The organism is Amycolatopsis sp. NPDC048633 (assembly GCF_040650695.1).
Classification (GTDB): Bacteria; Actinomycetota; Actinomycetes; order Mycobacteriales; family Pseudonocardiaceae; genus Amycolatopsis.
This window is the reverse complement of record NZ_JBEZHS010000019.1, coordinates 50429-64016: the sequence shown is the minus strand read 5'-3', so window position 1 is coordinate 64016 and position 13588 is coordinate 50429. Positions and strand designations below refer to the sequence as shown.

Genomic DNA, 13588 nt, shown 5'->3' with positions numbered 1-13588 from the left:
ACTAGAACACGTTCTCGTTTTTGTCGAGAACACCCTGCGCCAGAGCGCTGTTGATCCCTGCCCTCCGGCCGGAAAACACGCAGTCGGCCAGCGAGAGCCCGCTCACGTACGACCTGGAACAGATTCCCACCGCGGTGCGCCCGGCGGCGTACAGCCCGGGGATCGGCTCCCCCGCCGTGGTCCGCACCGCGCCGGTGTCCTCGTCGACGACCAGGCCGCCGAGCGTCAGCATCGGCGTGGGATAGCCCAGGTTGGGCCGCACCGAGATGTCGATGAGCGAGAACGGCGGGTTGTCCAGCCGCCGCGCGAACTCGGCGGGCTTGCCCATCGGGTCTTCGGCACCGTGGTAAGCGTCGACGCTCGCGCGCAGCCCCTGGGGATCGACGCCGGCCTTGCGCGCCACCTCCTCGACCGTCGCACCGGTGACGCGGCCGCGACGCAGCAGGTACCGCAGCTGGAGCCCCTGGAACCACTGGCTTTGCTCCTTCGTGTCCCGCCGGGCGTCCGCCACGATCGGCGCGTCGACGAGCAGCCAGCCCTGGCCCCCGTGGTCCTCGATGAGCTTTTCGCCCACCGCGGCGCCGTACCGGGACTCGTCGATGACCCGCCGCCCGCCGGCGTCGACGATGATGCCGCCGAGGAACGCGCTGGGTGGCGTGATGAACCGCCACGCCGAGATCCGGCCGAGCTCCGCGGTCGCCGCTCCGGCCTCGACGCCGAGCCGGATGCCCGAGCCGTTGTCGGCGGACGTGCCGAGCGGGAGCCCGCCGCGGTAGGCCGGCGCGTGCTCGCGGACCATCTCGCGATCGGCGATGAACCCACCGGCGGCGAGCACGACCCCGCGCCGGGCGGTGATCCGCAGCTCACGGCCGTGGGCGCGTTCGATCCGTTCGACGCGGCGGTGCAGCGACTTGCGCAGCGAAGGCACGTAGATCCCGGGCTTCGCGGCGTACTGCGCGAGCCGCCGATGCCGGGCGCGCACGCCCGCGGGAGCGTCCTTGAGCGTGTCGACGACGAGCCCGGTGACGCGGCCGTCGTCGTCGAGGATCAGGTTCCGCGCGGTGGTCTGGGTCAGCACCCGCACCCCGCGCTTCGCGACGGCCTCCTTGAGGCGCGTCATCAGCTTCTTCCCCGACGTCCCGGGCCCCTTGACGCGGTGACCGCGCGGTGCGGGCTTCGCCGCGTCACGGAAACCGCCCGCGGCTTCGCTGCCGGAGTAGTACAGGTAGTGGGCGTCGCTCGGATACGACGTCTTGTACGGGCAGAGGCTGCCTTCGAACGGCACGCCGTTGCCCTCCAGCCAGGTGATCATCTCGGGGCTGCCTTCGCAGAAGCGCCGCAAGGTCTCCTCGGCGACGACGTCCCCGGCTTCGAGCCGCAGGTAGGCGTACATCGCGTCGACCGAGTCGTCGACGCCCGCGTCGAGCTGCTGGGCGGTGCCGCCGCCCGCGTAGACCACGCCTCCGCTGACCGCACTGGCGCCGCCGCCGGCGAACCGCTCGACGAGAATGACGTCCGCACCGGCGTCGGCCGCCTCCAGGGCGGCGCAGGCGCCGGCCGCCCCGAAGCCCACGATCACCACGTCCGCGACGAGTTCGTCCATGGGCACCACCCTAGAACTGGAACACGTTCTCGTCTATGGTGGCCGAAAGCGACTCTCAACTGGATACTCTTCTTGTGGAACACGTTACCGATCTGGCCGAAAAGCAGGCGGACACGGACCGGCGGCGACTCGCTCACAGGCAGCCGTTCCGCCGTGGCTGTCGGCCGGATCGGTAACCATCGATACAGCAGGTGAGGTGGCATGACGGAGCAGTTCGACGTTGTCGTCGTCGGCAGTGGCGCCGCCGGGATGACCGCCGCGCTGGCCGCGGCCCGCAACGGCTTGAGCGTCGTGGTCCTTGAGAAAGCGGCCTGCTTCGGCGGCTCGACCGCCCGCTCCGGTGGCGGAGTCTGGCTGCCGGGCAACCACGCGCTGAAGGCCGCCGGGATCGACGAACCACCCGAGCGGGCTCGCGAGTACCTGGCCTCGATCGTCGGTGATGTCGTCCCGGCCGTCCGGCGCGACACTTTCCTCGACCACGGCCCCGAGGTGCTGAAGTTCGTGTGCGACCACACGCCGCTGAAGTTCCGCTGGGTCCGCGACTACAGCGACTACCACCCCGAAGCCCCGGGCGGGCGGCCCGGCGGCCGGTCGGTCGAGCCGGTCGCCTTCGACGGCAAGCTGCTCGGCGACGACCTGGCCCACCTCGAACCGCCCTACAGCGCTCCCCCGCTCGGCGTGCCGATCACCCAGGCGGACTACCGCTGGCTGAGCCTCCTCGCGCGGCACCCGCGCGGCGTCGTCCGGCTGCTGTCGCTGGGCACGCAGTGGCTGGTCGGCCGGATCCGCCGGCAGCGGCTGGTGGCCATGGGGCAAGCGCTTGCGGGTGGGCTGCGGGTGGGCCTGACCAGGGCCGGCGTCGACGTCCGGCTGAACACCCCGCTGGTCGACCTGCAGGTCGACGGGGACCGCGTCACCGGCGTCGTCACCGCGCAGGGAGTCGTCGGGGCCCGGCGGGGCGTGATCCTCGCCAGTGGCGGCTTCGAGCAGAACCTCGAGATGCGCGAGAAGTACCAGCGCGCGCCGATCGGCGTCGACTGGACCGTCGGCGCGGCCGCCAACACCGGCGACGGCATCACCGCCGGCCTCAAGCTCGGCGCGGCCCTCGACCTGATGGACGACGCCTGGTGGGGCCCGACGCTGCCGCTCACCGGCGGCCCGTGGTTCGCCCTCGCCGAGCGTTCGCGGCCGCGGTGCATCATGGTCGACGCCCGCGGCGAGCGGTTCGTCAACGAGTCGGCGCCGTACGTCGAGGCCGTGCACGCGATGTACGGCTCCGGGGACGGGCCGGGTGAGCACATCCCGACCTGGTTGGTGTTCGACCAGCGCTACAAGGACCGGTACATGTTCACCGGCATCGGGCCGCGCCAGCCGCTGCCCGGCCGCTGGTTCAAGGCCGGGATCGCCGCGAAGTCGTCGACCCTGGCCGGGCTCGCGGCGAAGATCGAGGTCCCGGCCGAGGGCCTGGAAGCCACGGTGACGCGCTTCAACGGCTTCGCGCACAAGGGCGTCGACGAGGACTTCCACCGCGGGGTCAGCAAGTACGACCACTACTACGGCGACCCGCGCAACAAGCCCAACCCCAGCCTCGGCCCCCTGGACAAAGCGCCGTACTACGCGGTGAAGATCGTCCCGGGCGACCTCGGGACCAAGGGCGGGCTGCGCACCGACGAACACGCGCAGGTCCTGCGCGAAGACGGCACAGTGGTGCCCGGGCTGTACGCCGCGGGCAACGCCAGCGCGGCCGTGATGGGCGGCACCTACGCCGGACCGGGCGCGACCATCGGCCCGGCCATGGTGTTCGGCTACCTTGCGGCGACGCGGCTGGCCCACGAAGATCAAGGGACCACGGGAGGCGAGCGATGACGCAAGAATCCGTACGCACCATCTACGCCGGTGAGCCGCCGACCCGCTTCGCGCGCGGCTGGCACTGCCTCGGCCTGGCGGAGAACTTCCGCGACGGGAAACCCCACGCGGTCACGGCGTTCGGCACGAAACTCGTGGTGTTCGCCGACTCTCACGGAGCGCTGAACGTGCTCGACGGCTACTGCCGGCACATGGGCGGCGACCTCACCCAGGGCACGATCAAGGGCGACGAGGTCGCGTGCCCGTTCCACGACTGGCGCTGGAACGGCAAGGGCAAGTGCGTCTCGATCCCCTACGCCAAGCGGGTTCCGCTGCGCGCGCGGACGCGGTCGTGGACGGCGCTGGAGCAGAACGGGCAGCTGCTCGTCTGGCACGACCCCGAGGGCAACCCGCCGGCCGACGAGCTGGCGATCCCGCACATCGAGGCCGCCGACAGTCCCGAGTGGAGCAACTGGACCTGGGACTCGATCTACATCGACGGCTCCAACTGCCGCGAGATCATCGACAACGTCGTCGACATGGCGCATTTTTTCTACATTCATTATGCGTACCCGACGTACTTCAAGAACGTGTTCGAGGGCCACATCGCCACGCAGTACCTCAACACCAAGGGCCGCCCGGACATGGGCATGGCGTCCAACTACGGCGGCGAGGACAACCTGCTGCGGTCGGAGGCGTCGTACTTCGGACCGTCGTACATGATCAACAAGCTGGTGAACTCGTTCCAGGGCTACGAGATCGAGAGCGTGCTCATCAACTGCCACTACCCCGTGTCGCCCACGGCGTTCGTGCTGCAGTACGGCATGAAGGTCAAGAAGCAGCACGGGCTCACCGACGAGCACGCGGACAAGATCGCGGCGAAGCTGGCGAAGGGCATCGGCGCGGGGTTCCTGCAGGACGTCGAGATCTGGAAGCACAAGACGCAGATCGACAACCCGCTGCTGTGCGAAGAGGACGGTCCGGTCTACCAGCTCCGCCGGTGGTACCAGCAGTTCTACGTCGACGCCGCCGAGGTCACCGAGGACATGACCCGGCGGTTCGAGTTCGAAGTGGACACTTCGAAGGCCAACGAGGCGTGGGCGGCCGAGGTGGCGGAGAACCTGGCCCGCCAGAAGACCGAGGCGGAAGTGTGACCACCGCCGAGACCGTCGAGTTCCTCAGCGGCGGGCTGCGGCCGCACGAGTGCCGCAGCTGCGGGACGTGCGTGCTGGTGAAGAAGAACAGCATCCAGCACACGAGCATCCAGTGGACGTCTCCGCCGGCGGAGACGTGCCCGGTGTTCGCCGACGCCGACGGGCCGTCCGCGCTGCTCGACACGTGCCCGAAGCTGGCGGACAGCATCGGCGACGCGGTGCGCGACGGCTCGCTGGCGGTGGCCGATGGGTGAGCGGGTCTACACGCTGACGGTCGCCGACGTCGTCGTCGAGACGCCGGACGCGCGGTCGGTGGTCTTCGAGATCCCGGCCGAGCACACGTCGGCGTTCTCGTATTCGGCGGGACAGTTCCTGACCTTGCGGATCCCCAGCGACCGGACGGGTTCGGTGGCGCGGTGCTACTCGCTGTCGAGCGCGCCGCACGAGAACCGCGTGCAGGTGACGGTCAAGCGGACCGACGGCGGCTACGGCTCGAGCTGGGTCTGCTCCTCCCTGAAGCCGGGGATGACGGTGGACGTGCTCGCGCCGGCGGGCGTGTTCTGCCCGACGTCGGTCGACGAGGACTTCCTGCTGTTCGCCGGCGGCAGCGGCATCACGCCGGTGATGGCGATCCTGAAAACGGCACTGGAGCAGGGTTCCGGGCGGGTCGTGCTGGTCTACGCGAACCGCGACGAAAGTTCGGTGATCTTCGCGGGCGAACTGGCGTCACTGGCGAAGCGCTACGGCGACCGGCTGGTCGTCATCCACTGGCTGGAGAGCGTGCAGGGGCTCCCGGACGTCTCGCAGCTGCGGGGCGTGGCGACCGCGTACACGTCGTTCGAGGCTTTCCTCTGCGGTCCGGCGCCGTTCATGGCGGCCGCGCGCGAGGCCCTCGGACAGCTCGGGGTGCCGCGGGACCGCGTGCACGTCGAGAAGTTCACGTCGCTGACGGGGAACCCGTTCGAGTCGTCGCCGGCGGAAGAGCCAGCTCCGGAATCGGACGAAGCGCCCGCGTCGCTGACGGTGACGCTGGACGGTGCCACGCGGTCGATGCCCTGGCCGCGGCAGCGGAAGCTCCTGGACCACCTGCTGGACGCGGGGCTGGACGCGCCGTACTCGTGCCGCGAGGGACAATGCAGTGCGTGCGCGTGCCGGATCGTGTCGGGTGAGGTGAAGATGCTGCACAACGAGGTCCTGGACGCCGAGGACATGGCGGACGGCATCGTGCTGGCCTGCCAGTCGCTGCCGGTCACCGACGACGTCTCGGTCAGCTATGAATAGGAGTCTCCGCGTGCCCATCGATCCCGCGGTCGCCATCGGCGCCGAGATCGGCGAGGTGAACTTCGCCTGGACGTCGTCGGACGTGCTGCTCTACCACCTGGCTTTGGGTGCGGGCCCCGACGAGCTGCGGTACACCTACGAGCAGGACCTGGTGGTGCTGCCGACGTTCGCGACGGTCGCGGCGAACCTGCGGGTGTTCGACCCGCCGGCGGTGTCGTTCCCGGGGGTCGAGATCGACCTGGCGAAGGTGCTCCACGGCAAGCAGGAGGTCACCCTGCACCGGCCGATCCCGACGTCGGGGAAGGCCGTGGCCCGGTCGCGGATCGCGGACGTGTTCGACAAGGGCAAGGCCGCGGTGGTCGTCCAGGAGGTCGCCGTCACGTCGTCGACCGGCGATCCACTGTGGACGGCCCGGTCGAGCATCTTCGCCCGCGGTGAAGGCGGTTTCGGCGGCTCGCGAGGTCCATCGGACAAGATCGAGTGGCCGACACGCTCGCCGGAATTCGTCTTCGAGACGCCGACGTTGCCCCAGCAGGCGCTGCTGTACCGGCTGTGCGGCGACCGGAACCCGCTGCACGCCGACCCGGCGTTCGCTCTCGCGGCGGGCTTCGAACGGCCGATCCTGCACGGGCTGTGCACGTACGGGATCGTCGCGCGGGTGCTGGTCAACGAGCTCCTCGACGGCGATCCCACGCGGGTGGCGTCGTTCGCGACCAAGTTCGCCGGGGTGGTGTTCCCGGGCGAGACGCTGCGGATCCGGGTGTGGCGCGAGGACGGCCGGCTGCTGGTCACGACGACGGCGGCGGAGCGCGGCGACGCGCCGGTGCTGGCGGACACGGTGCTGGTGTCCACTTCGTGAGAGCACCCCGGCCCTCGCCCGCTAACGTGGAGGGGTGACTTCGGAATACTTCCTGGTGCGGGGAACGGTCGAGCCGGGCGACCAGCGAGGCCGTGAGCTGGGCTTTCCCACGGCGAACATCGCGCTGGGCGACCAGTCCGGCTCCGTGGGCGACGGGGTGTGGGCGGGCTGGGTGGGCCGCGCCGACGGCTCCCGCATAGCGGCGGCGATCTCGGTCGGCCGCCGCCCGACGTACTACGGAGCGGACGGGTACCGGCTGCTGGAGGCCCACCTGCTGGACTTCGCGGGTGACCTGTACGGCGAGACGCTGGTGGTGTGGCTGGGGTCGCACCTGCGGGACCAGCAGGCGTACGCCTCGGCGGAGGACCTGATCACGGCGCTGAAGAAGGACATCGCGGCAGCGAGCCAGTGGACGGCAGCGCACCCGGCAGCGTCGCTCCCGGACGCCGGCGAAAGCCCACTGGGCGAGGTCCGCCGCATCCACGGCTGACACCCCGCTGTCGCGCCCGGCCGAGTGCCGCGAATGACTAATTCGGGGCGTCGGATGTCCCGAATGAGTCATTCGCAGCCTCCGGCCCGGGTCACAAAGCCGAGGCCAGCAGCATGTACCCCATCCCGGCCCCCATCACCGCCCGGCACACCGCGCGTGAGGCGTGCCCGGACTCGGCCGTCACCGACGGGCCGCGCACCACGAGCACTCCCGTCCGGGCGGCGTCGACCACGAAGTACCCCGCTGCCGCCACCGCGACCAGCGGCAACGCCAGGCGCGCGTCCATTGTGGACATCGTCAGCCACGGCCCGTGGGTCATCCCGGCGTGGGGCATCGCCGTCACCATGTACAGCATCGCCGCCGCCGACAACGCGTGGTGGGCGCAGCCCGAGCTTCCCCGCCACCAGGCCACCGCGAACCAGCCCGCCGTCAGCACCAGCACCGCCTGCCAGCCCGCCGCCGGGATCGGGCCGCCGACCGGGGACAGCATCGCCACCATCGCCACCACCAGCAGCAGTTCGGCCAGGTCGCCGTGGCGGACCCCGTGGCTCAGCCGCGCGTAGTCGAGCCGGACCAGCCGCAGCACGCACGGCAGCGCCAGCGCCGCGAACACCGCCGTGAGCGCCCAGTCGACCACCATCGCCAGTCGGCCTCACTCTCCGTCGTGGGTGGTGTCTCCACCGTGACACCCACGACGGCCGGGCACCAGCCGTCAATGAGGTGACGCCTCAGTCACCCGTCAGGATGAGTCCACTGGTCGGCACGCCTGTACCCGCCGTGACCAGCACCCGGGACGCGCCGGCGACCTGGTTGACGGCCGTGCCGCGAATCTGCCGGACGCCCTCCGCGATGCCGTTCATGCCGTGGATGTACGCCTCGCCGAGCTGGCCGCCGTGCGGGTTCAACGGCAACGCGCCGTCGAGCTCCAAAGCGCCGTCGGCGATGAAGTCCTTCGCCTCGCCGCGACCGCAGAAACCCAGCTCCTCCAGCTGCATCAGCACGTACGGCGTGAAGTGGTCATACAGCACGGCGACGTCCACATCGGACGGTCCGAGCCCGGACTGGCCCCACAGCTGCCGCCCCACGACGCCCATCTCGGGCAGCGCGGCCAGGTCGTCGCGGTAGTAGCTGGTCATCACGTACTGGTCCGGCCCGCTCCCCTGCGCCGCCGCCGCGATCACCGCGGGCGCCTGGGCCAGCTCGCGCGCCCGTTCGACGCTCGTGACGACCAGCGCCACCCCGCCGTCGCTTTCCTGGCAGCAGTCGAGCAGGTGCAGCGGCTCGGCCACCCAGCGCGACGACTGGTGCTCCTCGAGGGTGATCGGCCGCTCGTGGAACCACGCGTTCGGGTTGGTCGCCGCGTGCTTGCGGTCGACCACCGCGACCCGGCCGAAGTCCTCGCTCGTCGCGCCGTAGTCGTGGAGGTACCGCTGCGCGACCATGGCCACCGTCGCCGCCGGGGTCGCGATGCCCATCGGGTAGTGGAACGCGTTGTCGACGCCGGACGAGTTGACCTGCCCGGCCGCGGCCGACGACACCTGGCCGAAGCGCATGCCCGAGCGCTCGTTGAACGCGCGGTAGGCGACGACGACGTCCGCGACGCCGGTCGCCACCGCCATCGCGGCCTGCTGCACGGTCGCCGCCGCCGCGCCGCCGCCGTAGTGGATGCGGCTGAAGAACTTCAGTTCCGGGATGCCCAGTTCCCGCGCCACCGCGATCTCCGCGTTGCCGTCCATCGTGAACGACACCAGTCCGTCCACATCGGACGGCGACAGGCCCGCGTCGGCCAGTGCGTGGGAGATGCATTCGGCCGCCAGCCGCAGTTCGCTGCGCCCGGAGTCCTTCGAGAACTCCGTCGCGCCGATGCCGGCGATGGCCGCCTTGCCCGAGAGCGTCACGGCAGCGTCACCTCCACGGTCCCGGCGACGTGCTCGCCGAGCGAGTCCATCCCGGACACCGACACGACGACGTCCTGGCCGTCGGCCGACACGACCCGGCCGGTGAACGTCAGCGTGTCGTAGGCGTAGCAGGGCACGCCGAGCCGGATCTTGATCGACCGGATCAGCGCCTCCGGCCCGGCCCACGCCGACACGAACCGCTGCACGAGACCGGTGTCGGTGAGGATGTTGAGGAAGATGTCCTTCGACCCGCGCGCCACGGCCGAGTCGCGGTCGTGGTGCACGTCCTGGAAGTCGCGGGTGGCCAGGGCCGTGCTGACGACGAACGTCGGGGTCGCCTCGATCGTCAGCGGCGGCAGCTCGGTCCCTTCGGTGACGGTCATCGCGCCACCTTCCAGGCGGGCAGCGTCAGGTCGTCGTCGACGCGGACGAACGCGGCCACCACCGGCAGTCCGATGTGGACCTCCTCGGGTGCCGCGTCGAGCAGTTCGGCCATCACGCGGACCCCTTCTTCCAGCTCCACCAGGGCCACGACGAACGGGAGGTCCTTGCCCGGCACGGGCGGGTGGTGGTGCACGACGTACGAGAACACGGTGCCCCGGCCGCTGGCGACGACGTAGTCCGGCTTGGTGTCCAGCGAGCCGTCGGGGGGCATCGGGCCGGGCGGGTGGCGCAAGGTCTCACCCCAGCGCTGGATGCGCAGCTCGCCCTCGCGCAGCCCGTCCCAGAAGAACTCGGTGTCCTTGCTGATCACCGGCCGCAGCCCCGGCGCCGGGGGCGGTTTCGGGGCAGGCGGGCGGAACTTCAGCACCCGGAACATCATCTCCGCGACCGGTTCGTCCTCGACGTACCAGGTCATGCGCGTGGTGACGAACCAGCCCTCGCCCAGCGCGGTCTTCTTGGGGCCGACCACGCTTTCCAGCGCGGTCCGCGCTTCGACCTGTTCGCCGTGGCGCAGGTAGCGGTGGTAGGTCTGCTCGGAGTTGGTCGCGACGACGGACGTGAACCCGGCCTCGTCGAGCAGCTCCATCATCAGGCCGAGCGGGTCGTCGCTGCCGCGGAGTGCGTGCAGGCGGCCCATCGTCCACACCTGGGCCATCGCGGGCGGCGCGACCAGTCCCTTGTGGACGCTCGCCGCGGCGAACTCCGGGTCGGTGTACACGGGGTTGTCGTCCCCGATCGCCTCGACCCAGTTGTTCACCATGGCCTGGTTCACCGGATCGCGCGCCAAGCGGGGCGCGCACTCGCCGCGGGCGGCGATCTCCGCGGCGGTTTCTTCGATGGTCATCGCGGCACCCTCGGCAGGCCCAGGCCGATCGACGCGATCAGCTCCCGTTGGATTTCGCTGACGCCGCCGCCGAACGTCAGCACGATGTTGCGCTTCGCGGCGACGTCCAGCCATTCCGCCAGCTCGGCGGTGTCCGGATCGGACAGGTCGCCGTGGCGGCCGACGAGCTCTTCGAGGTTCCGGCCGATCCGCTGGATGACCTCGGAGCTGAACACCTTCGTCGCCGACGCGTCGCCGACGGTCACCGGCGCGCTCGTCGAGGACACCGCGACCTGCCAGTTCAGCAGCTCGTTCACCCGCGTCACCGCCATCGCCTCGGCCAGCACGGTCCGGACGTCGGCGAGGTCCAGCAGGCCGTGGGCGGCGGCCCAGGCGCGGACCCGGTCGTACAGCCCGCCGATCCGCCCGGCCGGGCCGAGCATGACGCGCTCGTGGTTGAGCTGCGTCGTGATCAGCCGCCAGCCTTCGTTCTCCTTGCCCACCAACCGGTTCACCGGCACGCGAACGTCCGAATAGTACGTCGCGTTGACGTGGTGGGCACCGTCGCAGGTGATGATCGGCGTCCAGGAGTAGCCGGGGTCGCTCGTGTCCATGATGAGGATCGAGATGCCCTTGTGCCGCGGCGCGTCCGGCGCGGTCCGCACGGCGAGCCAAATGTAGTCGGCGTCGTGGCCGCCGGTGGTGAAGATCTTCTGGCCGTTGACGACGTACTCGTCGCCGTCGCGCACCGCCGTCGTCCGCAGCGCCGCGAGGTCGGTCCCCGCTTCCGGCTCGGTGTAGCCGATCGCGAAGTGGATCTCGCCGGCCAGGATCTTCGGCAGGAAGAAGGACTTCTGCTCGTCCGTGCCGTACTGCTGCAGCGTCGGCCCGACGGTCTGCAGCGTCACCGACGGCAGCTGGACGTCGGCGCGCGAGGCCTCGTCGACGAACAGGTGCTGCTCGATGCCGCCGAAGCCCTGCCCGCCGTACTCGACCGGCCAGCCGACGCCGAGCCGGCCGTCGCGCCCCATCCGGCGGACGATCTCGCGGAACACCGGCCCGTGCCGCTCGCGCAGCATCGCCTGGCGTTCCCCGGGGCTGATCAGCCCCGCGAAGTACTCGCGCAGTTCGGCGCGCAACTCTCGTTGCGCCGCGGTCAGTTCGACGTGCATCCGCTCACCCCGCCACTCGTTCGCCGAGCCTGCCGAGCCGGTGCGCGGCGCCGCCGAGCGCCCGGCCGAGGTCCTTCACCGCCGACGAATACCGGTGCAGCGGATAGGTTTCGTCGACCCCGACGCCGCCGTGCAGGTGGTGGCACGTCGCGAGCGCCTTAGGCGCCTCGACGGCGAACCAGTAGGCGGCGATGTCCAGTTCGGCATCCGCGTCGAGGCCGGCTGCCAGCCGCCACACCGCGGACGTCACGGCCAGGTGCACGGTCCGCGCGGCGACGTAGACGTCGGCGATCTGGCCGGCCACCGCCTGGAACGTCGCGAGCGGACGGCCGAACTGGGCGCGCTCGCCGACGTGTTTCACCGTCAACGCCAGGGCACCGGCCAGGAGTCCGTCCCCGGTCGCGAGCGCGCCGGCGAGGGCGAATCGGTGCAGCGCGGCGACGGCGCCCCGGTCGAACAGGAGGTCGGTCTCCTCGACGGCGACGCCGGCCAGGCGCACGGTGTACTCCGGCGTCCCGGCCGAGGTGGGTGTGCGGACGAGCGTGACGCCGTCGGCGTGCGGGTCGACCAGGTAGACGGCGGTGCCGTGCGGAGTGGTCACCGGCGTCAGGATCCGGGTGGCTTCGCTCGCGTATGGAACCGCGGTCTTCACGCCGTCGAGCAGCCATCGGCCGTCGGCCGCGCGCGCTGTCGTCGCGGGCTCGGCGGCGAGCGGGGCGGACGCCTCGTGCAGGGCCGCGGTGAGCAGCGCCTCCCCCGCGGCGACCGGCGGCAGGAGCTGCGCGCGCTGGTGGGGCGTGCCCAGGGTTTCGACCGGCAGGACGCCCAGCGCCAAGGCGGCGTAGGCGGGCACCGGCGCGGCGGCGCGGCCGACCTCGGTCAGGACCTGCGCGATCTCCGCGACGCCCAGGCCGTCACCCTCCAGGTCCGGGGGCAGCGCGAGCGCCAGCAGGCCCGCGTCGGCGAGCGCGCGCCAGGGATCGTCGACCGCGCCGAGCACCTTCGCGGCGAGGGCGGCGATCTCCGTCTGCGTATCGTCAAGGGTGAAGTCCACGCCCGTCCTCCGGATCGGCGCAATACTGAAACCTGTTCTAGTCTTAACCGGAAAGCGCCGGTACGGCAACCCCTCTCGGACGAGCTGCAGCGGAGGAGCTCCAGTGACGGTGACGGAACCGGGCGGCGCGGGCCGGCGCCGGCGGATCACCGTGCCGCCGACCGCGGGCGTGCCCGACCCGGTCCCCCTCGACCTGCCCGGGCGCGGGCGGACGGTGGTCACCGACGTCGGCCCGCGGGACGCGCCCGCCCTCATCCTCTTGCATTCGGTGGCCTGCACGGGCTTGCTGACCTGGTACCCGGCGCTCGACCGGCTGGCGCGCCGCCACCGCGTCGTCGTGTTCGACCAGCGGTGGCACGGCCGGGGCATCCGGTCGCCGGAGTTCCGGCTCGCCGACTGCGCCGGAGACGTCACCGCCGTGGCGGACGCGCTCGGCATCGGACGGTTCGCGCTCGCCGGGTACTCGATGGGCGGCCTGGTCGCCCAGCTCGTCGCCCGCGACGAACCAGAACGTGTTACCGGATTGGTGCTGTGCTCGACCGCGAGCAGCTTCCGCCGCGGGCTGCGCCAGAGCGTCGCGCTCGACGTGTTCGGCCGGACGCTCCGGCAGCTGCGCGAGCGCGTGAAGCTGCCGGCCGTGCCCGCCGCCGTCGCCCGCGAACGCGTCCAGGACCACCGGTGGGGGCTGCGGGAGTTCCGGTCGACCACGCCGTGGGAGGTCGCGGTCGCCGTCGACGAGATCGGCCGGTTCGACTCGACGGCGTGGCTGCACACGCTGCGGCTGCCCGCGGCCGTCGTCGTGACCACCCGGGACCGGTTCATCGCCCCCGAGCACCAGCGGTCCCTCGCCCGCCGCATCCCCGGCGCGGCGACCTACGAGGTCGTGGCCGGGCACGCCGCGTGCGTGCTCGCCGCCGACCGCTGGGTGCCCGCGCTGCTCGCCGCAGTCCACTCCCTTTGACGAA

The 13588-nt window shown here is 71.3% G+C and carries 14 protein-coding genes; 7 read left to right on the top strand and 7 right to left on the bottom strand.

Annotation, left to right across the window (positions count from 1 at the left end):
• Window position 1: 1 nt before the first annotated feature.
• The gene (locus tag AB0C38_RS29330) at window positions 2-1603 is read right to left on the bottom strand and encodes an FAD-binding protein (protein WP_360679268.1); all 1602 of its coding nucleotides are present in this window, start codon (window positions 1601-1603) and stop codon (window positions 2-4) included.
• Window positions 1604-1804: 201 nt separating this feature from the next.
• Here AB0C38_RS29330 and kstD point away from each other — a divergent pair, with 201 nt between their 5' ends.
• Genes kstD through AB0C38_RS29300 form a run of 6 tightly spaced genes read left to right on the top strand, consistent with a single transcriptional unit; the run spans window position 1805 to window position 7232 of the window.
• On the top strand, window positions 1805-3469 hold the full coding sequence (gene kstD / locus AB0C38_RS29325) for a 3-oxosteroid 1-dehydrogenase (protein WP_360679265.1): 1665 nt from the start codon (window positions 1805-1807) through the stop codon (window positions 3467-3469).
• Entirely contained in the window at window positions 3466-4602 is a 1137-nt protein-coding gene (locus AB0C38_RS29320; RefSeq protein ID WP_360679262.1) for a Rieske 2Fe-2S domain-containing protein, read from the top strand. Before kstD ends, AB0C38_RS29320 begins: the two co-directional genes overlap by 4 nt.
• Complete coding sequence (locus AB0C38_RS29315; RefSeq protein ID WP_360679260.1) at window positions 4599-4856, top strand: hypothetical protein; 258 nt, start codon at window positions 4599-4601, stop codon at window positions 4854-4856. The genes AB0C38_RS29320 and AB0C38_RS29315 overlap by 4 nt, the downstream gene beginning before the upstream one ends.
• Window positions 4849-5883 (top strand): ferredoxin--NADP reductase, encoded by a 1035-nt coding sequence (locus AB0C38_RS29310; protein ID WP_360679257.1) that lies wholly within the window; start codon window positions 4849-4851, stop codon window positions 5881-5883. Before AB0C38_RS29315 ends, AB0C38_RS29310 begins: the two co-directional genes overlap by 8 nt.
• A gap of 10 nt (window positions 5884-5893) precedes the next feature.
• Window positions 5894-6742 carry a MaoC/PaaZ C-terminal domain-containing protein gene (locus AB0C38_RS29305; protein ID WP_360679254.1) on the top strand — a complete coding sequence of 283 codons (849 nt, stop codon included), beginning with the start codon at window positions 5894-5896 and terminating at the stop codon, window positions 6740-6742.
• 34 nt (window positions 6743-6776) lie between these two features.
• The gene (locus AB0C38_RS29300) at window positions 6777-7232 is read left to right on the top strand and encodes a riboflavin kinase (RefSeq protein ID WP_360679252.1); all 456 of its coding nucleotides are present in this window, start codon (window positions 6777-6779) and stop codon (window positions 7230-7232) included.
• Window positions 7233-7323: 91 nt separating this feature from the next.
• Here the strand turns inward: AB0C38_RS29300 and AB0C38_RS29295 are convergent, their stop codons facing one another.
• The 6 genes from AB0C38_RS29295 to AB0C38_RS29270 form a co-directional block, all read right to left on the bottom strand.
• Entirely contained in the window at window positions 7324-7872 is a 549-nt protein-coding gene (locus tag AB0C38_RS29295; RefSeq protein ID WP_360679249.1) for a DUF5134 domain-containing protein, read from the bottom strand.
• Between the two features lie 88 nt (window positions 7873-7960).
• Window positions 7961-9130, bottom strand: coding sequence for a lipid-transfer protein (locus AB0C38_RS29290; RefSeq protein WP_360679246.1), 1170 nt, complete (start codon window positions 9128-9130; stop codon window positions 7961-7963).
• The gene (locus tag AB0C38_RS29285) at window positions 9127-9513 is read right to left on the bottom strand and encodes a MaoC family dehydratase (RefSeq protein ID WP_360679244.1); all 387 of its coding nucleotides are present in this window, start codon (window positions 9511-9513) and stop codon (window positions 9127-9129) included. Before AB0C38_RS29285 ends, AB0C38_RS29290 begins: the two co-directional genes overlap by 4 nt.
• Entirely contained in the window at window positions 9510-10418 is a 909-nt protein-coding gene (locus tag AB0C38_RS29280; protein WP_360679241.1) for an OB-fold domain-containing protein, read from the bottom strand. Before AB0C38_RS29280 ends, AB0C38_RS29285 begins: the two co-directional genes overlap by 4 nt.
• Window positions 10415-11569, bottom strand: coding sequence for an acyl-CoA dehydrogenase family protein (locus tag AB0C38_RS29275; protein ID WP_360679239.1), 1155 nt, complete (start codon window positions 11567-11569; stop codon window positions 10415-10417). Before AB0C38_RS29275 ends, AB0C38_RS29280 begins: the two co-directional genes overlap by 4 nt.
• A gap of 4 nt (window positions 11570-11573) precedes the next feature.
• Window positions 11574-12623: an acyl-CoA dehydrogenase family protein gene (locus AB0C38_RS29270; protein ID WP_360679237.1), complete on the bottom strand. Its 1050-nt coding sequence runs from the start codon at window positions 12621-12623 to the stop codon at window positions 11574-11576.
• A gap of 103 nt (window positions 12624-12726) precedes the next feature.
• Here AB0C38_RS29270 and AB0C38_RS29265 point away from each other — a divergent pair, with 103 nt between their 5' ends.
• A complete protein-coding gene (locus AB0C38_RS29265) occupies window positions 12727-13584 on the top strand; it encodes an alpha/beta hydrolase (RefSeq protein WP_360679234.1) in 858 nt (285 codons plus the stop codon).
• Window positions 13585-13588 lie beyond the last annotated feature (4 nt).